The sequence below is a fragment of the Crossiella sp. SN42 genome, from assembly GCF_023897065.1.
Classification (GTDB): Bacteria; Actinomycetota; Actinomycetes; order Mycobacteriales; family Pseudonocardiaceae; genus Crossiella.
Genome location: NZ_JAMHIV010000017.1, coordinates 68,998 through 90,754, shown reverse-complemented (window position 1 = coordinate 90,754; position 21,757 = coordinate 68,998). Strand labels below are relative to the sequence as shown.

Annotated in this window: 21 protein-coding genes and 1 riboswitch; of the genes, 10 read left to right on the top strand and 11 right to left on the bottom strand. The window is 72.0% G+C overall.

Going from position 1 to position 21,757, the window contains the following annotated elements; translation table 11 throughout:
- Positions 1–6: 6 nt before the first annotated feature.
- Entirely contained in the window at positions 7–813 is an 807-nt protein-coding gene (locus M8C13_RS21200; protein ID WP_252482385.1) for an RNA methyltransferase, read from the bottom strand.
- Positions 814–1,029: 216 nt separating this feature from the next.
- On the opposite strand from M8C13_RS21200, the gene M8C13_RS21195 reads away from it, so the two are divergent.
- A complete protein-coding gene (locus tag M8C13_RS21195; protein ID WP_252482384.1) occupies positions 1,030–2,529 on the top strand; it encodes a glutamate-cysteine ligase family protein in 1,500 nt (499 codons plus the stop codon).
- A 26-nt stretch (positions 2,530–2,555) separates the two neighbouring features.
- Here M8C13_RS21195 and M8C13_RS21190 read toward each other — a convergent pair whose 3' ends face one another.
- Positions 2,556–3,371, bottom strand: coding sequence for an ATP-binding cassette domain-containing protein (locus M8C13_RS21190; RefSeq protein ID WP_308202835.1), 816 nt, complete (start codon positions 3,369–3,371; stop codon positions 2,556–2,558).
- 45 nt (positions 3,372–3,416) lie between these two features.
- Positions 3,417–4,535, bottom strand: coding sequence for a hypothetical protein (locus tag M8C13_RS21180; protein ID WP_252482383.1), 1,119 nt, complete (start codon positions 4,533–4,535; stop codon positions 3,417–3,419).
- 85 nt (positions 4,536–4,620) lie between these two features.
- Here M8C13_RS21180 and M8C13_RS21175 point away from each other — a divergent pair, with 85 nt between their 5' ends.
- From M8C13_RS21175 to M8C13_RS21150, 6 genes are read left to right on the top strand one after another with little or no spacing between them, the layout of a single operon-like run.
- The gene (locus M8C13_RS21175) at positions 4,621–5,292 is read left to right on the top strand and encodes a hypothetical protein (protein WP_252482382.1); all 672 of its coding nucleotides are present in this window, start codon (positions 4,621–4,623) and stop codon (positions 5,290–5,292) included.
- Positions 5,289–6,260: an ABC transporter substrate-binding protein gene (locus tag M8C13_RS21170; protein WP_252482381.1), complete on the top strand. Its 972-nt coding sequence runs from the start codon at positions 5,289–5,291 to the stop codon at positions 6,258–6,260. The genes M8C13_RS21175 and M8C13_RS21170 overlap by 4 nt, the downstream gene beginning before the upstream one ends.
- A complete protein-coding gene (locus tag M8C13_RS21165; RefSeq protein ID WP_252482380.1) occupies positions 6,260–7,288 on the top strand; it encodes an iron ABC transporter permease in 1,029 nt (342 codons plus the stop codon). The genes M8C13_RS21170 and M8C13_RS21165 overlap by 1 nt, the downstream gene beginning before the upstream one ends.
- Positions 7,285–8,067, top strand: coding sequence for a heme ABC transporter ATP-binding protein (locus M8C13_RS21160; RefSeq protein WP_252482379.1), 783 nt, complete (start codon positions 7,285–7,287; stop codon positions 8,065–8,067). The genes M8C13_RS21165 and M8C13_RS21160 overlap by 4 nt, the downstream gene beginning before the upstream one ends.
- 14 nt (positions 8,068–8,081) lie before the next feature.
- Positions 8,082–9,557: a hypothetical protein gene (locus M8C13_RS21155; RefSeq protein WP_252482378.1), complete on the top strand. Its 1,476-nt coding sequence runs from the start codon at positions 8,082–8,084 to the stop codon at positions 9,555–9,557.
- A complete protein-coding gene (locus M8C13_RS21150; RefSeq protein WP_252482377.1) occupies positions 9,554–10,057 on the top strand; it encodes a hypothetical protein in 504 nt (167 codons plus the stop codon). The genes M8C13_RS21155 and M8C13_RS21150 overlap by 4 nt, the downstream gene beginning before the upstream one ends.
- Here M8C13_RS21150 and M8C13_RS21145 read toward each other — a convergent pair.
- Positions 10,050–10,715 (bottom strand): hypothetical protein, encoded by a 666-nt coding sequence (locus M8C13_RS21145; protein ID WP_252482376.1) that lies wholly within the window; start codon positions 10,713–10,715, stop codon positions 10,050–10,052. The two genes, M8C13_RS21150 and M8C13_RS21145, sit on opposite strands and share 8 nt — an antisense overlap.
- A 73-nt stretch (positions 10,716–10,788) precedes the next feature.
- Between M8C13_RS21145 and M8C13_RS21140 the strand changes: the two genes are divergently transcribed.
- Positions 10,789–11,649 (top strand): helix-turn-helix transcriptional regulator, encoded by an 861-nt coding sequence (locus M8C13_RS21140; protein WP_252482375.1) that lies wholly within the window; start codon positions 10,789–10,791, stop codon positions 11,647–11,649.
- A gap of 5 nt (positions 11,650–11,654) precedes the next feature.
- Here the strand turns inward: M8C13_RS21140 and M8C13_RS21135 are convergent, their stop codons facing one another.
- Genes M8C13_RS21135 through M8C13_RS21125 form a run of 3 tightly spaced genes read right to left on the bottom strand, consistent with a single transcriptional unit; the run spans position 11,655 to position 14,424 of the window.
- Entirely contained in the window at positions 11,655–12,428 is a 774-nt protein-coding gene (locus M8C13_RS21135) for an ABC transporter ATP-binding protein (RefSeq protein WP_252482374.1), read from the bottom strand.
- Complete coding sequence (locus M8C13_RS21130) at positions 12,425–13,456, bottom strand: iron ABC transporter permease (RefSeq protein ID WP_252482373.1); 1,032 nt, start codon at positions 13,454–13,456, stop codon at positions 12,425–12,427. Before M8C13_RS21130 ends, M8C13_RS21135 begins: the two co-directional genes overlap by 4 nt.
- Positions 13,453–14,424, bottom strand: coding sequence for an ABC transporter substrate-binding protein (locus tag M8C13_RS21125; RefSeq protein ID WP_252482372.1), 972 nt, complete (start codon positions 14,422–14,424; stop codon positions 13,453–13,455). Before M8C13_RS21125 ends, M8C13_RS21130 begins: the two co-directional genes overlap by 4 nt.
- 51 nt (positions 14,425–14,475) lie before the next feature.
- Positions 14,476–14,543: riboswitch (cobalamin riboswitch) on the bottom strand.
- Positions 14,544–14,701: 158 nt separating this feature from the next.
- Here M8C13_RS21125 and M8C13_RS21120 point away from each other — a divergent pair.
- Positions 14,702–15,325 carry a superoxide dismutase gene (locus tag M8C13_RS21120; protein ID WP_252482371.1) on the top strand — a complete coding sequence of 208 codons (624 nt, stop codon included), beginning with the start codon at positions 14,702–14,704 and terminating at the stop codon, positions 15,323–15,325.
- Positions 15,326–15,483: 158 nt separating this feature from the next.
- On the opposite strand, the gene M8C13_RS21115 is transcribed toward M8C13_RS21120, so the two are convergent.
- Together M8C13_RS21115 and M8C13_RS21110 are read right to left on the bottom strand one after the other, a co-directional pair.
- The gene (locus M8C13_RS21115; RefSeq protein ID WP_252482370.1) at positions 15,484–16,746 is read right to left on the bottom strand and encodes an MFS transporter; all 1,263 of its coding nucleotides are present in this window, start codon (positions 16,744–16,746) and stop codon (positions 15,484–15,486) included.
- Between the two features lie 114 nt (positions 16,747–16,860).
- Positions 16,861–17,292: a MarR family winged helix-turn-helix transcriptional regulator gene (locus M8C13_RS21110; RefSeq protein WP_252482369.1), complete on the bottom strand. Its 432-nt coding sequence runs from the start codon at positions 17,290–17,292 to the stop codon at positions 16,861–16,863.
- 231 nt (positions 17,293–17,523) lie between these two features.
- On the opposite strand from M8C13_RS21110, the gene M8C13_RS21105 reads away from it, so the two are divergent.
- Complete coding sequence (locus M8C13_RS21105; RefSeq protein ID WP_252482368.1) at positions 17,524–20,118, top strand: ricin-type beta-trefoil lectin domain protein; 2,595 nt, start codon at positions 17,524–17,526, stop codon at positions 20,116–20,118.
- Positions 20,119–20,135: 17 nt separating this feature from the next.
- Here the strand turns inward: M8C13_RS21105 and M8C13_RS21100 are convergent, their stop codons facing one another.
- Together M8C13_RS21100 and M8C13_RS21095 are read right to left on the bottom strand one after the other, a co-directional pair.
- The gene (locus M8C13_RS21100; RefSeq protein ID WP_252482367.1) at positions 20,136–20,843 is read right to left on the bottom strand and encodes a hypothetical protein; all 708 of its coding nucleotides are present in this window, start codon (positions 20,841–20,843) and stop codon (positions 20,136–20,138) included.
- 11 nt (positions 20,844–20,854) lie between these two features.
- Positions 20,855–21,673, bottom strand: coding sequence for a hypothetical protein (locus tag M8C13_RS21095; RefSeq protein WP_252482366.1), 819 nt, complete (start codon positions 21,671–21,673; stop codon positions 20,855–20,857).
- Positions 21,674–21,757: the final 84 nt, after the last annotated feature.

The following is a 21,757-nucleotide window of genomic DNA, read 5'->3' as shown; positions in this document are numbered from 1 at the left end:
CGGAGCCTAGTGGCCCTGGGCGATCTCGTAGAAGGCCACGGCGGCCGCTGTTGCCACGTTGAGGGAATCGACGCCCGCCGCCATCGGGATGCGGACCGGCAGGTCGGCGGCGGTGATCGCCTCCTCGGTGAGGCCGGGGCCCTCGGAGCCGAGCAGCAGCGCGACCTTCTCGACTCCGGCGACGGCCTCCCGCAGCGGCAGGGCGTCCGCCCTCGGGGTCATGGCGGCGAGGCGGAAGCCGTTGTCGCGCAGGGTTTTCAGGCCCTCGGGCCAGGGTTCGATGGTGGTGAACGGGACGCGCAGCACGTGGCCCATGGAGACCCGGACGCTGCGCCGGTACAGCGGGTCCGAGCAGCCGGGGCCGAGCAGCACGCCGTCCACGCCGAGCGCGGCCGCGTTGCGGAAGATCGAGCCCAGGTTCTCGTGGTCGCCGACACCTTCCAGCACGGCCAGGCTGCGGGCGGTGGCGGCCAGTTCCGGCAGCGCGGGCATGGGCGCGCGGTCCGCGCTGGCCAGCACGCCGCGGTTGAGGTGGAAGCCGACCACCTCGGCCATGATCTCCGCGCTGGTCACGTACGCCGGCGCGGCCACTGGTTCGAGCTGGTCGGCCAGGGCCTCGATGCGCCGCTGGACGCCGAGCAGGGCGCGCACCGGGTAGGGCGAGGCGAGCAGGCGCTCGACCACCACGACGCCCTCGGCCAGCACCAGGCCGCGGCCGCCGGGCCGGTCCGGCCGCCGGTCGGCGGTAGACAGGTCGCGGAAGTCGTTGAGACGCTCGTCGGCCGGGTCGTCGATCTGGATCACCTGCACCACCCGATCAGTGTGCCATCCCACGGTTTGAGAGAGACTGTCCAGTAACGTTGCGTCGCGAAGAAAGCGTTGACCAGCGCTTTGTCGCTGTTGGTTAAGACGATGTAACAGAGAGCACCGGTTTGGCGGCTGGCGAGGCCGGGAAACGCTGTGTCACGGTGGGCCTTCGCGACGCCGCTGGTGTGCCCGGCCAAACCAGCCGACCGATTGGGAGGCGGCATGGGAAGGGACGTGACCAACCGGACGTTCACCAGGGAGGATCGTCAGCGATATCGGGACAAGGTCCAGCGCTGCCTGGACGCGCTCGCCCGGATGCTCGCCGAGAACCACTTCTCCTTCCCCCGGCAGCAGATGGGCCTGGAGATCGAGTTGAACCTCGTCGACGAGACGCTGCGTCCTGCCATGGCCAACACGGTGGTCCTGGAGAAGATCTCCGACCCTGCTTTCCAGACCGAGCTAGGTCAGTACAACATCGAGATCAACGTCGCGCCGCGGCCGCTGGCCGGGGACGAGGCGCTGGAGCTGGAAGAGGAGCTGCGCCAGCAGCTGGACGCCGCCGACGGCAAGGCGCACGACGCGGGCGCCGCGCTGGCCATGATCGGCATGCTGCCCACGCTGCGCCGGGAGCACTTCGATCCGCGGTGGCTGTCCACGAGTCCGCGCTACTCCCTGCTGAACGCGCAGATCTTCGGCGCGCGCGGCGAGGAGATGCTGCTGGACATGGAGGGCGCGCCGATGCCGGGCAAGGGCCCCGAACGGCTGCGCAGCTACACCGACTCGATCCTGCCGGAGTCCTCCTGCACCTCGGTGCAGCTGCACCTGCAGGTGGAGCCGAACGACTTCGCCGCGCACTGGAACGCCGCGCAGTGCCTGGCCGGGGTGCAGGTCGCCCTGGCCGCGAACTCGCCGTTCCTGCTGGGCAAGGCGCTCTGGCACGAGACCCGGATCCCGATGTTCGAGCAGGCCACCGACACCCGCCCCCAGGAGCTGAAGAACCAGGGGGTTCGGCCACGGGTGTGGTTCGGCGAACGGTGGATCACCTCCATCTTCGACCTGTTCGAGGAGAACGTCCGCTACTTCCCGGCGCTGCTGCCGGAGACCGAGCCGGAGGACCCGCTGGAGGCGCTGGCCGCCGGGAGGGCGCCGAAGCTGTCCGAGCTGCGGCTGCACAACGGCACCATCTGGCGGTGGAACCGGCCGGTCTACGACATCGTGGACGGGGTGCCGCACCTGCGGGTGGAGAACCGGGTGCTGCCCGCGGGCCCGACCGTGCTGGACGTGCTGGCCAACGCGGCCTTCTTCTACGGCGCGCAGCGGGCGCTGACCGCGCAGGACCGGCCGGTGTGGACCCAGATGTCCTTCCAGGCGGCCGAGGAGAACCTCTACAGCGGCGCCCGGCACGGGATGAACGCGCAGCTGTACTGGCCGGGCATCGGCTGGATCCCGCCGGATGAGCTGGTGCTGCGGCGGCTGCTGCCGATGGCGCACGAGGGCCTGCGGCTGTGCGGGGTCTCCGACGCCGCGCGCGAGCGCTACCTCGGCGTGATCGAGCAGCGGTGCGTGGCGCGGCGGACCGGGTCGACCTGGCAGCGGGAGACGGTGGCCCGGCTGGAGAGCAGGGGGCTGGACCGGGAGGCGGCGCTGACCGGGATGCTGCGGCGGTACCTGGAGCTGATGCACTCGGGTGAGCCGGTGCATACCTGGGCCGTTGGCGGATAACACAGCTGGCGGGCCGGAAAACTGAGCTATTTATCGAGGTCGGGGGCGGGTGCCAGTCGGGGGCGCCCGCTCTCGGCCGTCACGTCCAGCACGTGGTCGACCCGGACCGCCTGGGCCAGCCTGCGGTCGTGGGTGATCAGGATCAGCGTGCCGGGGTAGTCGGCGAGGGCCTGTTCGAGCTGCTCGATGGCGGGCAGCTCGAGGTGGTTGGTGGGCTCGTCCAGCACCAGGCAGGTGGTGCCCCTGGCTTGCAGCACGGCGAGTCCGGCCCTGGTGCGCTCGCCGGGGGAGAGCTCGCGCGCGGGGCGCGGCACGGCGTCCGCGCCGAGGCGGAACTTGGCCAGCAGGGTGCGGGCCGGCTCGGCGTGCAGGCCGGTCGCGGCCATCACCACCGCCAGCGCGCTGTCCTCGGTGTCGAAGGTGTGCCGGAGCTGGTCCACCTCGCCGACCACCACGCTCGCGCCGACCGACCTTTCCCCGGCCAGCAACGGGATCCGGCCCAGCAGCGCGCCGATGAGGGTGGACTTGCCGCTGCCGTTGGGGCCGGTGATCGGCCAGCGCTCGCCGCCGCCGATGGTGAGGTCGAGCGGGCCGAGCGACTCGCCCGGCCTGGGGTCGGTCTCCTGGGTCAGGTGCGCGAGCACCGCGCCCGGCCGCAGCGTGACCGTGCCTTCCTCTGGCGGGAGCTCGCCGGCCAGCACGCGGAGCAGGGTGGACTTGCCCACCCCGTTGGGCGCGCTCAGGCCGACGCGGTCACCGGGCGAGACATCGAGGTCGACCGCCGAGAGCACGGTCCGCGGACCGAAGGACAGGGTGACTTTCCGCGCCAGGAGAACGGACACGCCACCGACGGTGACAGCGGTGTGCCCGTCCGGCAACCGATTTACTCAGTCCACAGTGGACCTTCGACGGCCCGCGTAGAGCGCGCACGCGCCACCGGCGAGCAGGGCCAGGCCGCCGAGGGCGATCGGCAGGATCGGCCCGGCGCCGGTGTTGGCCAGCCCCCCGGGCCGCCCACCACCGGTGCCGCCGGTCCCGCCCGTACCGCCGCCCGGCTGGTCGCCACCGCCACTGCCACCTCCGCCGGGCGAGGTGGTGGCGGTCGTGGTCGGCGCGGGGTTTCCGTTGCCGCCGAAGGTGATCGGCAGGACGACGTCCTGGCTGCGGTCCGCGCCCAGGGTGTGGTCGGCGCGGCTGACGATGGCGCACTTGAGCACGGCGCAGTCGGTGTACTCGTCCTTGGCGGTCACGGTCAGCTCGACGGAGAAGGTGCCGCCGGGGCCGTAGGGCTTGGCCAGGTCCTTGCCGTAGGGCGGCGGGTTGCTGGAGATCCAGACCGAGTTGCCGTTCTTGCCGGACATGTCGACGCCGCCGAGGCAGGGCGTCGGCTGCTTGCCGGGGCCGTTGTCCACGCAGACGGCCACGTAGATGCCCTTGGCCTCGTTGTACCCGGAGCCGGTGACGGTGACCTTCTCCCCCGCGGCTTTGAGGCCCTGGGTTTTGGAGGCGGACAGCTTCGGGCTCGCGGTGGTCTCGGCCTGCGGGGCGGCCTCGCGGCGGTTGACGTCGACACTCGGCGCGGCGCTGGAGGTCGCGGCGGGTGGCGGGCTGCTCGACGGCGGACTGCTCGGCGTGGTGGCTGGCGAGTTCACGCCGAACTTCAGTGGCAGCGGGGCCACTCCGGCCACGCTCACCCGCAGCTCGATCGGGCTGCCCTCGGGCACGAAGGCCGGGCTGACCAGCAGTTCGGCCGCGAAACCGCCGTCGGCACCGGTGGTGATGGTGGCCGGTCCGGCCGGGTCGGCGGTGCTGCCGGACCAGGCGCCCAGGGCCAGCGTGCTCTGCGCGGCGAACCCGGCGCCGCGCACCACGATGCGCTCCCCCGCCGGGTCCAGGCCGCTGGCCCGGTCCGTGGACAGGACCGGAACCTGTTGGGCCACAGCGGTTCCCGGTAGCGCGAAGACGAGCCCCAGCAACACCGCGGCGGCCAGACGGACCGATCGCATCATCCGTTCACCCCATCAACAAACCAGCTTAGTTAGGTTAGGCTAACAATAGATAGGCAAGACTCACCTGGCTAGTGGGGGCGGAATGACTCAGCAGACCACGCCGAGCGGATACGTGCCGCCAGCGGCGGTGACCGTGAGCCGGGTGCCGGGCGCGGGGCTGGTCACCCAGGACGCGAAGGGCACCACGGTCACCGGCGACTACGGGCAGAAGCTCACCGTCGCCAAGACCAGCGGGCTGGACGAGGCCGGCGCGACGGTGACCGTCACCGGCCAGGGCTACCGGGTGGACAAGGGCATCTACGTGGCCTTCTGCGTGGACAACGGGCCGGGCAAGCAGCCGGGTCCGTGCGGCGGGGGCGCGGACCTGAGCGGGGCCGGCGGGTCCTCGAAGTGGATCTCCAACAACCCGCCCGCCTACGGCAAGGACCTGGCCAAGCCCTTCGGCGAGGGCGGCACGTTCACCGCCGAGTTGAAGATCAGCCCGGTGCTCTCGGCCGAGCCGAAGATCGACTGCCGGGACAGCGGGGTGAAGTGCGCGCTGGTCACCCGCACCGACCACACCCGCACCGCGGACCGCACCCAGGACGTGGTGGTGCCGGTGAAGTTCGGGCCGGAGCAGCTGCCCGCGATCGAGGTGCCCGCGGCGGAGCAGACCGCGGCGCTGCTGCCGGTGGCGCTCGGTGGCGGTGTGGTGGTCGCGTTGCTGGCGGCGCTGCTGGTCTTCCGCGCGCGGCGCAAGCGGTCCGCCTCGTGAGCGGGCGGTGGCTCGCGGGCGCGCTGCTGCTCGCGCTGGCCGGGTGCGCCGCGCCCGCCCCGGCGGCCGACGCGCCCAGTTCCGCGGTGGCGGCCGAGGTGAACGCGCAGCGGATCAAGCCGCTGGCCACGCCCGCGCCGGTGCTGCCGGTGACGGTGGACTCGGTGGACGGGCGCAGGGTGACCGTCACCGACGCCTCCCGGATCATCCCGCTGTCCGGGGCGATCTCCGAGGTGGTGTTCACCCTGGGGCTGGGCGCGAACGTGGTCGGCCGGGACGTGGCGGCCACCTTCGAGCCCGCGCGCGCCCTGCCGGTGGTGACCTCCGGGCACGACGTGTCCGCGGAGAGCACGTTGTCGTTGCGCCCCAGCGTGATCCTCACCGAGCCGGGCGTCGGGCCGCCGGAGGCGATCAGCCAGCTGCGCGACTCCGGGGTGCCGGTGGTGGTGCTGCCCGAGGCCAAGCGGATGCCGGAGACCTTCACCCGGATCGAGGCGGTGGCCGCCGCGCTCGGCGTGCCCGCCGCGGGCAAGGAGCTGGCCGGGCGGACCAGGGCGGAGATCGAGGCGGCCAGGGCCAAAGTGCCGCAGGGACAAGCGAAACCGCGGGTGGCGTTCCTGTACCTGCGCGGGTCGGCCTCGGTCTACCTGTTGGGCGGCAAGGGATCCGGCGCGGACTCCATCATCGAGGCGGCCGGGGCCAGTGACGTGGGCGCCGAGCTCGGGCTGGGACCGTTCACCCCGCTGACCGCGGAGTCGCTGGTCAAGGCGCAACCGGACGTCTTCCTGGTGATGAGCAAGGGACTGGACTCGGTGCAGGGCGTGGACGGGCTGCTCAAGCTGCCCGGGGTCGCGCAGACCCCGGCCGCGGCGAACCGGCGGGTGGTCGCGATCGAGGACGGGGTGCTGCTCAACTTCGGGCCGCGCACCGCGCTGGTGGTCACCGCGCTGGCGGAGGGCCTGCGCTGATGCGAACACGCCGCCTGGCCCTGGTGCTGGGCCTGGGGATCGCGCTCGTCCTGCTGTGCCTGCTGGGCGCGGGCATCGGGGCCTTCCCGAGCCCGGTGGCCGATGTGCTCGCCTCGGTGGCGCACCGGCTCGGGTTGGCCGAGGCCCCGCCGACCGGCTACCTGGACGCGGTGCTGTGGCAGATCCGGTTTCCCCGGGTGCTGCTCGGGGTGCTGGTCGGGGCCTCGCTGGCCTGCGCGGGCGCGGTGATGCAGGGCGTGTTCGGCAACCCGCTGGCCGAACCGGCGGTGGTCGGTGTCTCCGGCGGCGCGGCGGTGGCGGCCAGCGCGGTGACCGTGCTCGGGGTGACCACGCTGGGCACCTGGACGCTGCCCGCGGCGGCCTTCATCGGCGGGCTGGTCACGGTGGCGGTGGTGTACCTGGTGTCCCGCTCCGGCGGGCGGACCGAGGTGGTCACCCTGGTGCTGACCGGGATCGCGGTGAACGCGGCCACCGGCGCGGTGATCAACCTGCTGCTCACCTACTCCAACGACGCCCAGCTGCGCTCGGTGGTGTTCTGGATGATGGGCAGCCTGGCCCAGACCACCTGGCCGAAGGTGCTGGCCGTGCTGCCCTGCGCGGTCGCCGGGCTGCTGCTCGCACCGCTGTTCGCCAGGCAGCTGGACCTGCTCGCGCTCGGCGAGCGACCGGCCAGGCACCTGGGCGTGCACATCGAGCGGCTGCGCGGCACCTTGATGTTCGTGGTGGCCCTGCTGACCTCGGCGGCGGTGGCCGTGGCGGGCATGATCGGGTTCGTCGGACTCGTTGTGCCGCACGTCGTTCGCATGGTCATCGGGCCTGGGCACCGGTACCTGATCCCGGTCAGCGCGCTGGGCGGGGCGGTGGTCGTGGTGGCCGGGGACCTGGTGGCGCGCACCGCGATGGCGCCGGTGGAGCTGCCCATCGGGGCGCTGACCGCGCTGGTCGGCGGGCCGTTCTTCTTCTGGCTGCTGCGCCGCACCAGGGCCCGTCAGGGTGGGTGGGCATGAGCCGGGTGATCGCCGAGACCCTCGGCGTCGGCGTGGTCCTCGGCGGGCAGCCGGTGCTGCACGGGGTGAGCCTGAGCGCGCGCACCGGCGAGGTGCTGGCGCTGCTCGGTCCCAACGGCGCGGGCAAGTCGACGTTGCTGGCCGCGCTGGCCGGGGACCTCCCGCCCTCGGCAGGTCAGGTGCTGGTGCACGGGAAACCCGTTGGCGGCTACCGGCCGAAGGAGCTGGCGAAGCTGCGGGCCGTGCTGCCGCAACAGGTTCTGCTGTCCTTCCCGTTCACCGTGGCCGAGGTGGTCGAGATGGGCCGCGCGCCCTGGGCAGGCACGCCGGCGGCCGAGCTGGACGAGGAGGTCATCGCCGAGGCCATGCGGGAGACCGAGGTGACCGAGTTCGCCCAGCGCCGGTTCCCCTCGCTCTCCGGCGGCGAGCGGGCCAGGGTGGCGCTGGCCAGGGTGCTGGCCCAGCGGACCGGGCTGCTGCTGCTCGACGAGCCCACCGCCGCGCTGGACCTGCGGCACCAGGAAGCGGTGCTGCGCATCGCGAAACGCCGGGCCGGGGCCGGGGACGCGGTGGTCGTGGTGCTGCACGACCTCGGCCTGGCCGCGGCCTACGCGGACCGGGTCGCGCTGCTCTCCGGCGGCGAGCTGGCCGCGGCCGGGCCACCGGCCGAGGTGCTCACCGGCGAGCTGCTCAGCCGGGTCTACCGGCACCAGGTCGAGGTGCTGGCCCATCCCCGAACCGGGGCGCCACTGGTGCTGCCCCGCCGAGACCACGAATGACCTGGGAGAGCGTCATGCGCCACCGACTTCCCGTGCTGCTGCTGACCGCGGGCGCGCTGCTGGCGGCCGCGCCGTCCGCGCACGCGGCCGAGCCCGTGCGGCACGAGAAAGCGGCCACGGTCGCCGTGCCGGGCGTGAACTCCTTCGTCGCGCTCGGCGGCGAGACCTGGTTCACCAGCACCCGCAACGGCACCGCCGCCGCGCTGGACGGCGGGCACCAGGTCGTCGGCACCCCGGTCAAGCTGGGCAACCTGCCCGCGCAGCTGGCCGCGAACACCCGCACCGGCACCGTGTTCGCGGTCAACCGGGGCGTGATCGACAAGAAGCCCTCGGTGTCGGTGGTCGACGCGGCCACCCGGCAGGTCACCGCGACCATCCCGGTCGGCGCGGGTCCCAACGGCATCGGTGTGGACGAGGGCTCCGGCCAGGTGTTCGTGGCCGAGGGCGGCGCGGCCGTGGTGTCGGTGCTGGATCCGGTGCAGCGCAAGGTGATCGCCTCGATCCCGGTGGGTTCCGGACCGGACCAGGTGGTGGTGCACGGCGACCGCGCCTATGTGTCCAACCTGGACGACAACACCGTCTCGGTGCTGGACACCAAGGCGCACAAGGTGATCACCACCATCCCGGTGGGCGCGAACCCGCGCGGGCTGGCCGTTGACCCGGTGCTGCACCGGTTGTACGCGGTGAACCAGGGCAACGGCACGGTGACCACCGTGGACACCAGGACCAACCAGGTGCTCGGCGAACCCTTCGCCGCCGGGGCGGGCGCGGGCCGGGCCGCGGTCGACCCGGCCACCGGGTTCCTCTACACCGGGCAGGCCGAGCTCGGCCAGGTCGCGGTGCTGGACCCGGTGGCGCGCAAGGCGATCGGCACCCTGGAGGTGACCGCGCCCGGGACGATCGGGGTGAACCCGGCCACCGGCGCGGTGTACGTGGCCGACGGCAACAACCTCCAGGTCTTCGCCCGGTTCGCCGCGCCGGTGCTGCTGAGCGAGCCGGTCAGCACCGAGGCCGAGCCCGGCCAGCCCGCGCGATTCCAGGCCGGCGCCCGTGGCGCGACCGCGGTGCGCTGGCAGGAGAGCATCGACGGCGGCCGCAGTTGGGCCGACCTGGCCGAGACCGGCGACACGCTGACCGTGCTCGCGCAGCCCCGGTTGTCCGGCAGGCACTACCGGGCCGTGTTCAGCAACGCCACCGGCAGCACGCCGACCGCGGCCGCGGTGCTCACCGTGCCCGGCGGGCCCACCACGACCACGCCGACCAGCACCACCACCGCTCCCCCACCGGCCTCCACGACTTCCAGCACGACGACGACCACCACCACCCCGGTCGTCGCCCCGCCACCGGCCCAGGTCCAGCCGCCCACCCCCAGGCTGGCCAAGACCGGCGCGGAACCGATCTTCCCGTTGCTGACCGGGCTGGCCCTCCTGACGGCCGGCACCGCCCTGCTGCTGTTCCACCACCGAACCAAGAAGAGGGAATCAGCATGAAGAACAAGGTGAAGGCCGCGCTCGTCTCCTTCGGCGCGCTCGCCGGTGTGCTGGCCATGACCGGCACCGCCCTGGCGGCTCCGGACTCGGCCAGCCGCAACGGCCGCACCATCACCGCCTCCGAGGCCACCGCGATCGCGGTCAACGGCCAGGAGATCACCGTGACGGGCACCGGTTACCACACCGACAAGGGCTACTACGTGGCGCTGTGCAAGGTTCCCGCGGACCTCAGCTACGGCGTCAAGCCCGGCCCCTGCCAGGGCGGGGACGGGCAGGGCGGCACCGGGGTCGGCCCGTCCGCGTGGGTGACCAACACCCCGATGGGCGGCAACACCTATCCGATCGCGGCGGACGGCTCGTTCACCGCGAAGATCTTCCTCAAGCAGAACGCCGGTGGCCTGGACTGCACCGTGGAGACCTGCGCGATCATCACCCGCCGGGACCACTGGCAGGCCAGTGACCGCAGCTTCGACGTGTTCATCCCGGTGCAGTTCAGCTGAGCCGGTCCTCGTCGGTCCGTCTGGGGCAGCTCCGGCAGGCGTCCTCCGCCGGGGCGGTCCAGAACAGGCAGCAGTGGTTGCGCAGGTAGGTCAGGCCCTTCGCGCCGGTGAGCAGGCGACCGGTCGGGGCCAGCCACGGCACGACTGAGCACAACCGTTGGTACGCCAGGGAAAGCCGGGCTGAGTCGGCACCGCCCCGAGCCGCGCGGGCGAGGGCGGTGCCGATCCCGAAACCGATCTGCCCGCGCATGGCCGGTTCCGCGCAGCCGCGGACCACCCGCAGGTGCCCGGCCACCCGGAACAGGTGCCCCTCGAAGACCTCGCCGACCAGCTCGTCCAGCTCCACCGGAGCCGGATCGCCGGGCAGGTGCAGGGTGTGCCAGCCGTGGCCGCCATCGCCGCCCAGCCGGACGCGGTCCGGGTGCCACCAGCCCAGGCCCAGCGCCCAGGGCAGCACCGTGGCCTGGCCGATCTTGATCGCGTATACCGACAGCGCGGTGCGCGCGGCCGCCGCGTGCACCCGGTGCGCGGTGGCCTGCATCTCCGCCTCGACCAGCCGCAACGCCACCGCCGGATCGGCCGCGACCTCGGCGCAGGACAGCGCGTCCGGCGGGGCCGGGTCGCAGCGGACCCTGATCTCCGGGCAGGCGGCGGCCATCACTCCTTCGTGGCCGACGGGTGTGTGCGAGACTTCTCGACTGATATCAGCACCGTCATCTGGAGTCGTGTTCGTGCCCACTTCACCCACCGTCGCCAACTGGGAGCTCGGCCTCCGGCTGCGCGAGCACCGGGAGCTGACCGGCCTGACCGCGGTCGCCGCGGCCAAGGCCGCCAAGCTCACCCAGCCCTACGTCTCCGGGGTCGAGGGCGGGAAGCTGAAGATCACCGACGTGCGGCTGAAGGCGCTGGCCAAGGCCTACCGGCTGAGCGAGGAGTCCTACGCCGGGCTGATCGAGCTGCGCGCCGCGGCCGAGCAGCGCAGCTGGTGGCAGGCCTACTCCGGGCTGTTCACCGACGACACCCTGCGCTTCTTCGGCTACGAGCACGGCGCGGCCGCGATCCGCTCCTACGACGGCGGCCTGGTGCCTGCCCTGCTGCAGACCGAGGACTACGCCCGCGCGGTGATCCGCGGCGCTGGGCCGAACATCCGGATGGCCGACGTGGAGCGGGTGCTGGAGGCCAGGCTGATCCGGCAGCACCGGCTGGACGGGCCGGAGCCGGTGCGGCTCACCGCGGTGGTCACCGAGGCCGTGCTGCACCAGCAGGTCGGCGGCCGCGCGGTGCTGGCCGCACAGCTGCGGCACCTGGCCGCCATGGTCGAGCAGCGACCGTCCACTGTGGACATCCGGCTGGTGCCGTTCACCGCGGCGGCCTTCCACGCCCTCGGCGGCGGCGCGTTCCACCTGCTGGACTTCCCGAGCCAGCGGCTGCCCACGCTGCTGTGGCAGGAGACGGTCACCTCGACCTCGCTGATCGACCACCCGGTGCGGCTGCGCGAGTTCGACTCGGCGTTCAACCAGGCCGTGGAACACGCGCTGAGCACCGCGGACTCGCTGCGCCTGATCCGCCAGTTCGCCAAGGAACTGGCCTAGGCAGCTCACACCGTTCCTTCAATGTCCACAGTGGACCGTCCGTCGGCGAGCGCGCGCAGCTGACCGCGCACGCCGAACACCCCGGCCAGCAGCTCGGCGGTGAGCACCTGCGCCGGCGGCCCCGCGGTGACCACCTTGCCGTGGTCCAGCACCACCAGCCGGTCGCAGTGCTCCACCGCCAGCCGCAGGTCGTGCAGGGTGAGCAGCACGGACAGGCCCTCGGCCGCGCGGGCCCGCAGCAGCTCCAGCACGGCGAGCTGGTGCCGCAGGTCGAGGTGGTTGGTCGGCTCGTCCAGCACCAGGATCCGCGGCTGCTGGGCCAGCGCGCGGGCGATGGAGACCCGCTGCCGCTCGCCGCCGGAGAGGGTGCGGACATCCCGGTCCCGCAAGGCTTCCAGGTCGGCCAGCGCGATCGCCTCGGCCACCGCGGCGTGGTCCTGCGCGCGCAGCGACTCCAGCCAGCCGCGGTGGCAGGTGCGGCCCTGGCCGACCACCTCGGCCACGGTCAGCGAGGCGCTGTGCTCAGGCTCCTGGGTGGTCGCGGCCAGCATCCTGGCCAGCTCCCGCCGTCCGTACCCGGTGACCGGCCGCTGGTCCACCAGCACCGCTCCACCCTCGGGGACCAGCGCGCGGTAGACCGTGCGCAGTAGCGAGGTCTTGCCGGAACCGTTGGGGCCCACCAGCCCCAGCACCTCGCCTGGCGCGAGTGCCAGGCTCACCCCGTCGACCACGATCCGGCCGCCGAGCGCGACCCGCAGGTCCTCGGTGCGCACGCTCATGCCACCCTCCCCCGTCGCCGGTACAGCAGCACCAGGAACACCACCCCGCCGATCGCGGAAGTGACCGCGCCGACCGGGATCTCCAGCGGAGAGATCACGATCCGGGACAGCAGATCGGTGGCGACCAGGAACAACCCGCCCAGCAGCGCCGACACCGGCAGCAGCCGCCTGGCGTCCGCGCCGACCAGGAACGCGGCCGCCTGCGGCACGATCAGGCCGACGAAGGCGATGCCACCGGCCACCGCGACCGAGGTCCCGGCCAGCAGTGCCACCGCGATCAACGCCACCAGCCGGAGCCGCTTCGGGTCCACGCCGAGGGCGGCGGCGCCGTCGTCTCCGGCGTGCAGCAGGTTCAGCCACCGCCCGGCCGCCATGCCGGCACCCAGCGCCAGCACGAGCACCGCGGCCGGCACCACCATGGTGGGCCAGCGGGCGTCACCGAGTCCGCCGCTGAGCCAGAACATGACCTGCTTGGCCTGGTCCCCCTTGGCGAACAGGAAGATCACCATCAGGATGCCGGCGAAGAACACCTGGCCGACGCTGAGGCCGCCGAGCACCAGCGCGGTCGGCGAGCCGAGCCTGCCGGCCACCGCGAGCACCAGCACCAGGGCCAGCAGCGCGCCGAGGAAGGCCGCGATCGGCACGGTGGCCGCGCCCAGCGCGCCCGCACCGATCCCGACCACCAGCACCAGCGCGACCAGGAACCCGGCGCCGAAGTTGACGCCCAGCAGGTACGGGTCGGCCAGCGGGTTGCGGGTGACGATCTGCGCCACCGCCCCGGCCAGCGCCAGCGCGGCCCCGACCAGCACCGCCAGCACCACCCTGGGCAGCCGGGACTCGCGGATGATCGAGGCCCGCACCGGCGACCAGTCGGCCTCCACCAGCCCCGGCGCGACCCAGTGCAGCAGGATCCGCCACACCTGGCCGACCGGCACCGCCACCGACCCGAAGGACAGGGCCAGGCTGGCGGCGCCGAGCAGCGCCAGGATCGCGAGCAGCAGGGTCAGGCCGAGGGGGATCCGGGTCACCGGAAGAGGTCCGGGTGCACGCCGGCGGCCAGCGTGCGCAGCGCGGCGGGCAGCCGGATGCCCTCGATCAGGTCCGGCAGGGTCAGCGTGACCAGCCGCTTGTTCCGCATCGCCGGGGTGCCCGAGGCCAGCGGATGTGCTGCCAGGAAACGGCGTTTGGCGTCCACGCCGCCGTTGTCGCCGAGGTAGTCCACCAGCACGATCACCTCGGGCGCGCGCTCGGCGACCTGCTCCCAGCTGGCGTCGCCGAAGACCTTGGCCACGTCGGCGAAGATGTTGCGCCCGCCCGCGCGCCTGGCCAGGTCGTTGCCGAGGCCGCGGCCGCCCACGGTGAACGGGGCCTGCTCACCGCTGTCGTAGAAGAACACCGGCACCGCGGGCCGGTTCGCCGCGGCGACCTTGGCGGTGACCTCCTCGACCGCCTTGGTGGTCTGCTCCACCAGCTTCGCGGCCCGGTCGGTCACGCCCAGCGCCCGGCCCAGCGCGGTCAGGTCCTCGGTGTAGGTGCTGATCGACGCGGTCGCGTCCGGGCAGTTCTCCGACAGCAGGAAGGTGCGGATGCCCTTGGCCTCCAAGGCTTCCCGGCCACGGCCGTCCTTCTCGGCGAAGGCGCTGGCGTAGCCGCCGACCACCAGGTCCGGCTCGGCGCCCAGCAGTTGCTCGGCGCTCGGGTACTTCTCCGCGATGGTCTTGACCTTGGCGTAGTCCGCGGCGATCTCGGCAGGCACGTCCGGGGTGTCCGGGAAGGCGGTGCCGACGATCCGGTCGGTCACACCGAGCGCGACCAGGATCTCGGTGGCGTGCTGGTTCAGGCTGAGGATCCGCTTCGGCGGGCCGTCGAACTTCTGCGTCCGGCCGCAGTTGCCGATCTCCTGCGCGGCCGGGGCGCTGGGCGCGGCCGCCGGGTTCCCGCAGGCCGGGATGAGCAGCGTGAGCGCGCACACAGCGGCGAGCAACGAGTTCTTCATGGACACCTTCCGCAAGCCTCGACGGAGATCGGTGGGTCGCACCTTGCGGCAGGTACTCGGGCTCGCCGCGTGTCGCGGCCCACCGTTGCGGGTCAGCGCCGGATTTCGACCGGCTTCCCCTGCGCGAAGGCGTGTGCTGTTCCTACTGGTGCTGATGCTGGCCCGGCAGTAGTAGCCAGGTCAAACCCCCGACCCCAACTCGTGACCACGGCTTGTTGCAAGTAGGTTGTAGTTGCACAGCACTCTCATGAACGACTGCCACATGGGGAGGCTCTCGATGGGCGCCTACGTCCTGCCCGATCTTGACTACGACTACTCCGCGCTGGAGCCCGCGATCAGCGGGGAGATCAACGAGCTGCACCACTCCAAGCACCACGCGGCCTACGTCAAGGGCACCAACGACACCCTGGACAAGATCGCCGAAGCCCGCGACAAGGGCGACTTCAGCTCCATCGTCGGCCTGGAGCACACCCTGGCCTTCAACCTGGCCGGGCACGCCATGCACGTGGTCTGGTGGAAGATCCTCTCCCCCAACGGCGGCGACAAGCCCACCGGCGAACTGGCCGCCGCGATCGATGAGGAGTTCGGCTCCTTCGACAAGCTGCGCGCCCAGCTCAACGCGGTCTCCACCACCATCCAGGGCTCCGGCTGGGGCGTGCTGGCCTGGGACCCGATCGGTCAGCGGCTGATCACCCAGCAGCTCAAGGACCACCACTCCAACCTCTCCATCGCCACCACCCCCCTGGTGGTCTTCGACGTGTGGGAGCACGCCTACTACCTGCAGTACCGCAACGTGAAGGCCGACTACATCAACGCGCTGTGGAACGTCGTGGACTGGACCGAGGTCGGCAAGCGCTTCGAGGACGCCCGCGCGGGCAAGAACGGCCTGCTGCTCCCCTGAGCGCGGCACCCCAGGCTTCGGCGGTGGATGCTCCGACAAGTTGACGTCGCCGAGAAAGAGTGAGGCCCCGGACTCCTCGCGGAGCCGGGGCCTCACTCTGTTCCCGAACTGACTGCCGCTCCCACCACGAAGCGGACAAGACTTAGGTTAGCCTTACTTCACTCCTCGGTCAACCCACGCCTTCTGGCCCGAAAGAGTGGCCAGCGGCCGACCGGCCAGCGGATGCCGCCGCGACCTGCGAGAACGGCTCCGCAGACGATTGCGGCCAGCAGCGAGACCACCCCGCCCACCAGCAGCGGCATCTGCCCGCCGTACTCCTGCGCGATCCACCCCATCACCGGGCTGCCCAGCGGGGTGCCACCCAGGAAGACCAGCATGTACAGGCCCATCACCCGGCCGCGCATGTCCGGCCGGACGGCCAGCTGGACGGTGGCGTTGGCCGTGGTTGTGAACGTCATCACGGCGATGCCGGTGGGGATCAGCACCAGGCCCAGCGCGGTGAAGGTGGGCATCAGGCCGAGCACGATCTCCAGCACCCCGAACACCGCCGCGCCGCCGATCATCACCCGCAGCCTGGGCTTGCCCTTGGTGCTGCGCCGGGCGGCCAGCAGCGCGCCCAGGAAGGTGCCGGCGGCCAGCAGGGTGGAGAGCAGGCCGTAGCCGTCGGCGTCGCGGCCGAAGACGTTGCGCGCCACCACCGCCAGCGTGCTGCTGAAGTTCAGGCCGAAGGTGCTGACGAAGAACACCAGCACCATCACCACGACCAGGTCCTTGCGGCCGCGGACGTAGCGCAGGCCCTCGCGCAGCTGGCCCTTGGCCCTGGGCACCGGCGGGTTGCGGTGCAGCTGGGCCGGGTTCATCAGGGCCAGGCCGAGGATCACCGCGACGAAGGTGGCCGCGTTGAGCAGGAACACCCAGCCGGTGCCGATCAGCGTGATCAGCAGGCCGGCGATGGCCGGGCCGGTGATCCGGGCCATGTTGAAGTTCATCGAGTTCAGCGCGACCGCGTTGGTCACCTGGTCCTTGCCGACCATCTCCACCACGAAGGACTGCCGCACCGGCGTCTCCACCGCGGTGAAGCAGCCCAGCGCCAGGCAGAGCGCGTAGACGTGCCAGAGCTGCGCGGCGCCGGTGACCGCCAGCAGGCCGAGCACCAGCGCGCACAGGCCCATCGCGGTCTGCAGGCCGATCAGCAGCTTGCGCTTGTCCATCCGGTCGGCCAGCACGCCCGCCCACAGCGAGAACACCAGGGTGGGCGCGAACTGCAGGGCCATCGCGATGCCGAGCGCGATCGCGTTGCCGTGCGAGAGGTCCAGGACCAGCCAGTCCTGGGCGACCCGCTGCATCCACACGCCGATCAGCGAGACGATCTGGCCCGCGATGAAGTAGCGGTAGTTGCGGGCGCGCAGCGAGGCGAACATGCCTGGGCGCTTGGCTGGGGTTGGGGCTGGGGCTGGGGTTGGGCTGCTACGCGGATGGGTTGAGTCGTCGGTCGGACGCTGTTCCGGCTCACGTTCCGCGTAGGTGGTCACCCGTTACTGCCCCGCCATCCTGTCTATGATCTCGGCGGCCCGGGCCAGCACTGCCCGGTCCGAGTCGTCGAGCTCGGCCAACTGCTTGTCCAGCCAGCGTTCCCGGGCCCGCACATCGGCCCGGATGAACGCCCGCCCCTGCTCGCTGATCTCCACGATCGCCTGCCTGCCGTCCGTGGGATGCGGACGCCGGGTGGCGAAGCCGTGGTCTTCCAGCGCGGCGATCACCCTCGTCATCGAGGGCGGCTGCACGCCTTCCTTGCCCGCCAGCTCACCAGGGGTCAGCGGTCCGCACTTGAACAGGCAGGACAGCGCGGACAGCTGGGTCAGCGTGACGGTGGAGTCGGTGCGCTGCGCGCGGAGCCTGCGGTTGAGCCGCACGACGGACAGCCGCAACCGGCTGGCGAGGGTGGGCTCTGTCTCGAACTCCGGCACATCCTTAGCATACCAAACGACTTTCGCCCTGACTGCGCTTTTTGTCCCATGCCACACAGCCGGATACCGCCATTCGGCGCTATCCCGGGCGGTCAGTTGCGCCGTCAATGGAGACAGGGCTGCCTGCCGGGGAAGGACCACGCCCAACCACCACCGTGACGGAAGGTTTGGTTCGGCGTGCGCTCAGTGCTGCCTGGAGTTGTGCTGTCCCTACTACTCGTGGGGACGGCCGTGGCCGCCCCGCCCCACCAGCACGCCACCCACGGGCACGCGTTGCCGCCGGGCGCCAGCCCGGACCGGGAGACGCCGGAGCACCTGTACGAGCAGGAGCGCAAGGTCCTCGGCGAGCGGCACGCGCGCGAGCACCTGGAGGCCAGGAAGCGCGCGCTCCGGGAGGGCCGCAAGGCCGATCCGCACGCCAGGTTCGACTCGCCCGGTGAGACGCCGCCGCCACCGGGGCCGGCCGAGGAGGTCGGCCGGTTCGAGACCAGCGGCGCGGTCCACCCCTCACCGGACTACGGCGTGCACGTGGCGGTGCTGCCCACCGGCAAGGTGCTCTCCTTCAGCTTCGACGAGGTCACCAAGAACCCGCAGGAGGAGACCACCCCGACCTACACCGTCGGCGCGCGCAACCGCGGCCGCGCCTACCTGTGGGACCCGAAGGCGGGCACCGGCGCGACCGCGTGGAAGTCCGTGCCGCCGCCGGTGGTGGACCTGCCGGACGGCTCGGGGCAGGCCAGGCCCGCGCCGCTGTTCTGCACCGGGATGGCCTTCCTGCCCAACGGGAACCTGGCCGTCTTCGGCGGCAACCTGGCCAAGGACGGGCAGCTGTCCGGGGCCAGGCTGGTGTTCACCTTCGACCCGTGGACCGAGACCTGGCACCGGCAGCAGGACATGTCCGTCGGCCGCTGGTACCCGACCTCCTTCCTCACCCCGGACGGCCGGGTGGGCACCGTCTCCGGCGAGGACGACAACGGCTGGCTGACCGCCAAGACCGAGATCTTCCCGGCCAGGAACACCGCGATTCCCGGTGTCGCCCAACGGAACGCGACCGACCTGCCCAGTGAGACCGCGCCGGTGCAGGTGTTCACCTGGGACTACCCGCAGGCGCTCACCCTGGCCGACGGCTCCACCTACCTGCTCGGCCGCGGCGCGGACCAGCAGCAGCGGCTGGACACCAGCTCCTGGTCGGTGCAGCGGCTGCCGAACCGGCCGGACGGCCTGATCCGCCGCTACGGCCCGGCGGTGCCGCTGCCCGGCGGCGCGCAGGGCCCCACCCAGGCGCTGCTGACCAGCGGCAGCACCGGTGATCCGAAGGCGCTGCGGCTGGACTCGGCCTCGGGCAGGTGGCAGCCGGACAGCGCCCGCGCGTTCAGCCGCAACAACGACAACCTGGTGCTGCTGCCCGACGGCGGGGTGCTCTCGGTCAACGGCGAGACCGGCGACCCGCTGCGCGACTACGGCGCCGGGTACAAGGTGGCCGACGGCGACCAGCGCTACCGCCAGGTCGAGCTGTACGACCCGGCCACCCGCGCCTGGAAGCTGGGCCCGTCCTCGGCGATGCTGCGCGGCTACCACTCCAACGCGGTGCTGCTGGCCGACGGCCGGGTGCTGGTCACCGGGGACGAGTTCCAGCAGATGACCAGGGACACCGACAAGAACGACAACCTGCTGGGCTCGATCGAGATCTACCAGCCGGCCAACCTCTTCCGCGGTCCCCGGCCGAGCATCACGCACGCGCCCGAGGTGCTCCAGTACGGCCAGTCCTTCACCGTGCACTACGGCGGCGAGGCCCCGCCGGCCCGCGCGGTGCTGGTCTCGCCCAGCGCGTCCACACACGCGGTGAACACCACCCAGCGGCACGTCGAGCTCACGGTTGAGTCCACTGTGGACGGTCAGATGCGGGTGCGCGCGCCCGCGAGCTCCGCCGCCGCGTTGCCCGGCTACCACATGCTGTTCCTGCTCACCGCCGCCGGCACGCCGAGCGTGTCCGTGCCGGTGCGCTTCGACCCGCCACCGGCCCGCAGGCCTGCCTTCACCGCGCAGGCGGTCACCACCGACCAGCCGGGCGAGCGCTGCATCGACGCCGACGGCGCCCGCTCGACCCCCGGCACCAAGGTTCAGCTCTGGGACTGCAACGGCACCAACGCGCAGCGGGCCACCCTGCGCGCCGACGGCCGGATCACGCTGGACAGCGGCGGCTGCCTCGACTACGGCGACGACAACGCCAGCGCGGGCCGGGTGGTCACCATCCAGGTCTGCGGCGGCGACGGCCAGGTCTTCGGCTACGACACCGCGAAACGCGTGCTCACCGCGCCGAACGAGCTGGTGCTGGACGTCTTCGGCAACCGCGCGGACAGCGGCGCGGAGCTGGGCCTGTGGCATCCCAGGGGGAGCCCGAACCAGAGCTGGACCCCGGCAGGCGGCCCGCGTCTGGTCGAGTCGATGCTGCACACCGACCTGCCCGGCGGCCGCTGCCTGGACGTCGCGGGCGGTTCGTCCGCGCCGGGCACCAAGGTCCAGCTGTGGGACTGCAACGGCACCAACGCCCAGCGCTTCACCCAGCGCGCGGACGGCCGGGTCGAGGTGCGCAGCGGCGGCTGCCTGGACCACGGCCCGGACAACCCGCCGGCCCCGCACCTGGTGACCGTGCAGCCTTGCGGCGGCGACGGGCAGCGCTGGACCTACCACCCGGCGCTGCGGGTGCTGCGCGCGGCGGACAACGGGCTCGCGGTGGACGTGGGCAACTTCAACCCGGCCAACGGCGCGGACATCGTGGTCTACCACCCGCACCGCGGCGCGAACCAAATGTGGTCGGTGGGCTGACCACCAGGGCATGACCTCTAGTTCGCGGTGAACTGGTCGTAGAAGGCGGTCTTGATCCGCACGATGGCCTCCTCGGTGCGCTTGAAGCAGGCCTGTTCCGCTGCCGAGCCGAGCGCCTGCCACAGCTGGACGCCGAGCTGGTCGGAGTGGGTGGAGGCCAGCGGCGAGAACTCCGCGAGCGGGCGGACCTTGGCGTCGTGCACCTTGTGCGGCAGGTAGAACGTCGACCCCTCGCCCAGCACCGGCCCGATCCGCTGCCACAGCTGCTCGTACTCGACCGCGACCAGCACCTCGCCCCAGAACCGCAGCACCGTCAGCAGGCCGGCGTCGGAGTGCTCGCGCGCGCCGGCCTCGCTGATCAGCTCGAAGGTCGCGGTGATCGCCGCCAGGGTCGCCCGGGTCGGCCTGCTGGTGACCAGGTCGGCGCGCGGCACCCCGAGCCGGAGGATGTCCTCCTTCATCTCCTCCCGGTGCGACAGGCTGCGCCCGTCCTCGCCCGGGTACTCCTCGCGCAGGATCACCCTGGCGATGCGCACGCTGCGCTCGTCGGTCAGCAGGTCGATCGCCAGGTCGTAGGCGGGGGTGAAGGCCAGCGACAGGAACCGCCGCTGCAACAGCACCTCGTGGAACCGGCTTTCGGGCAGTCCCGCCACGTTCGCCAGCACCGGGTGCGCGCGGAACCGCGCGATCAAGCCGTCCTCGAACTCGTCCAGTTCATGTGCCATCGTCGCCCCAGTCACAGTCGTTTCCGTTCGAGATCGCGTTCCCAGTCCAGCGGATCGATCTCCACGCCGATCTCCCACAGCGTGTCCAGCTCCTGCTGGAACTGCCGCCCGAGCAGGCTGCCGGAGCCCTGGATCTCCAGCTGCGGCGACTCGATCGCGAGCTGTCCGTGCAGGAACACACTGACGTAGTAGTGCGTGTCCGCCTTGTACACCGCGGCCGAGGGCAGCGAGTTGTACACCTTCACCTTCAGGTGGCCTGCCCGGCGGCGCTTCTCGGTCACCAGCTCCTTGAGGATGCCGAGGTTGTGCCGCACCCCGCTCCGGACGTTCCACTCGGGGTTGGACCTCCCGCGAGCGCGCAGCGCGTCGTCCCGCAGCGAGGCCACCATCGAGTTGGGGTACAGCAACAGGATGCGGACCTCCGCGCGCCGGTCCAGCGCGTCGCCCAGCGACTCCTTCAGCCGTTGCAGGTTGGGAATCCAGGTGTTCAGGATCGTCACCTGCCGCGCCTGCTTGACGTAGCGGAGGTAGTCCTCGTTGGCCAGGTTCGGGTGCACCGCGACCAGCCCCTGCTCGAAGCCCTGCGCGACGGCCCGCCGCACCGCGTCCACCTTGGCGTCGATCTCGTCCAGCTTGGCGAAACCGTCGACCTCCAGCGTCACCACCAGGGCCATGGAACCCAGCACCAGCAGGGTGATCTTCTGGATGGTCCCGCCCGGCGCGATGAGGTCCAGCCAGCCCGCCAGGTCCGCCACGGCGACCGCGATGGACAGGCACGCTGCCGTGTACAGGCCGGTCCGCTCGAACGTGCGCCGAAGTCTGCTCGCCATGATGTCGCTGCCACCCCAGAATTGATCAGCCAAGGGTGGCCCGGGTCACAGGGGGTGTCAACCGGGTCGTCCTGCTCCGCCCGT

Excerpts from the sequence above, each read along its gene's own strand:
- M8C13_RS21195 (WP_252482384.1), top strand. The coding sequence starts at position 1,030 with ATGGGAAGGGACGTGACCAACCGGACGTTCACCAGGGAGGATCGTCAG.
- M8C13_RS21180 (WP_252482383.1), bottom strand. The coding sequence starts at position 4,535 with ATGCGATCGGTCCGTCTGGCCGCCGCGGTGTTGCTGGGGCTCGTCTTC.
- M8C13_RS21175 (WP_252482382.1), top strand. The coding sequence starts at position 4,621 with ATGACTCAGCAGACCACGCCGAGCGGATACGTGCCGCCAGCGGCGGTG.
- M8C13_RS21165 (WP_252482380.1), top strand. The coding sequence starts at position 6,260 with ATGCGAACACGCCGCCTGGCCCTGGTGCTGGGCCTGGGGATCGCGCTC.
- M8C13_RS21160 (WP_252482379.1), top strand. The coding sequence starts at position 7,285 with ATGAGCCGGGTGATCGCCGAGACCCTCGGCGTCGGCGTGGTCCTCGGC.
- M8C13_RS21155 (WP_252482378.1), top strand. The coding sequence starts at position 8,082 with ATGCGCCACCGACTTCCCGTGCTGCTGCTGACCGCGGGCGCGCTGCTG.
- M8C13_RS21150 (WP_252482377.1), top strand. The coding sequence starts at position 9,554 with ATGAAGAACAAGGTGAAGGCCGCGCTCGTCTCCTTCGGCGCGCTCGCC.
- M8C13_RS21145 (WP_252482376.1), bottom strand. The coding sequence starts at position 10,715 with ATGGCCGCCGCCTGCCCGGAGATCAGGGTCCGCTGCGACCCGGCCCCG.
- M8C13_RS21135 (WP_252482374.1), bottom strand. The coding sequence starts at position 12,428 with ATGAGCGTGCGCACCGAGGACCTGCGGGTCGCGCTCGGCGGCCGGATC.
- M8C13_RS21125 (WP_252482372.1), bottom strand. The coding sequence starts at position 14,424 with ATGAAGAACTCGTTGCTCGCCGCTGTGTGCGCGCTCACGCTGCTCATC.
- M8C13_RS21120 (WP_252482371.1), top strand. The coding sequence starts at position 14,702 with ATGGGCGCCTACGTCCTGCCCGATCTTGACTACGACTACTCCGCGCTG.
- M8C13_RS21115 (WP_252482370.1), bottom strand. The coding sequence starts at position 16,746 with ATGTTCGCCTCGCTGCGCGCCCGCAACTACCGCTACTTCATCGCGGGC.
- M8C13_RS21100 (WP_252482367.1), bottom strand. The coding sequence starts at position 20,843 with ATGGCACATGAACTGGACGAGTTCGAGGACGGCTTGATCGCGCGGTTC.
- M8C13_RS21095 (WP_252482366.1), bottom strand. The coding sequence starts at position 21,673 with ATGGCGAGCAGACTTCGGCGCACGTTCGAGCGGACCGGCCTGTACACG.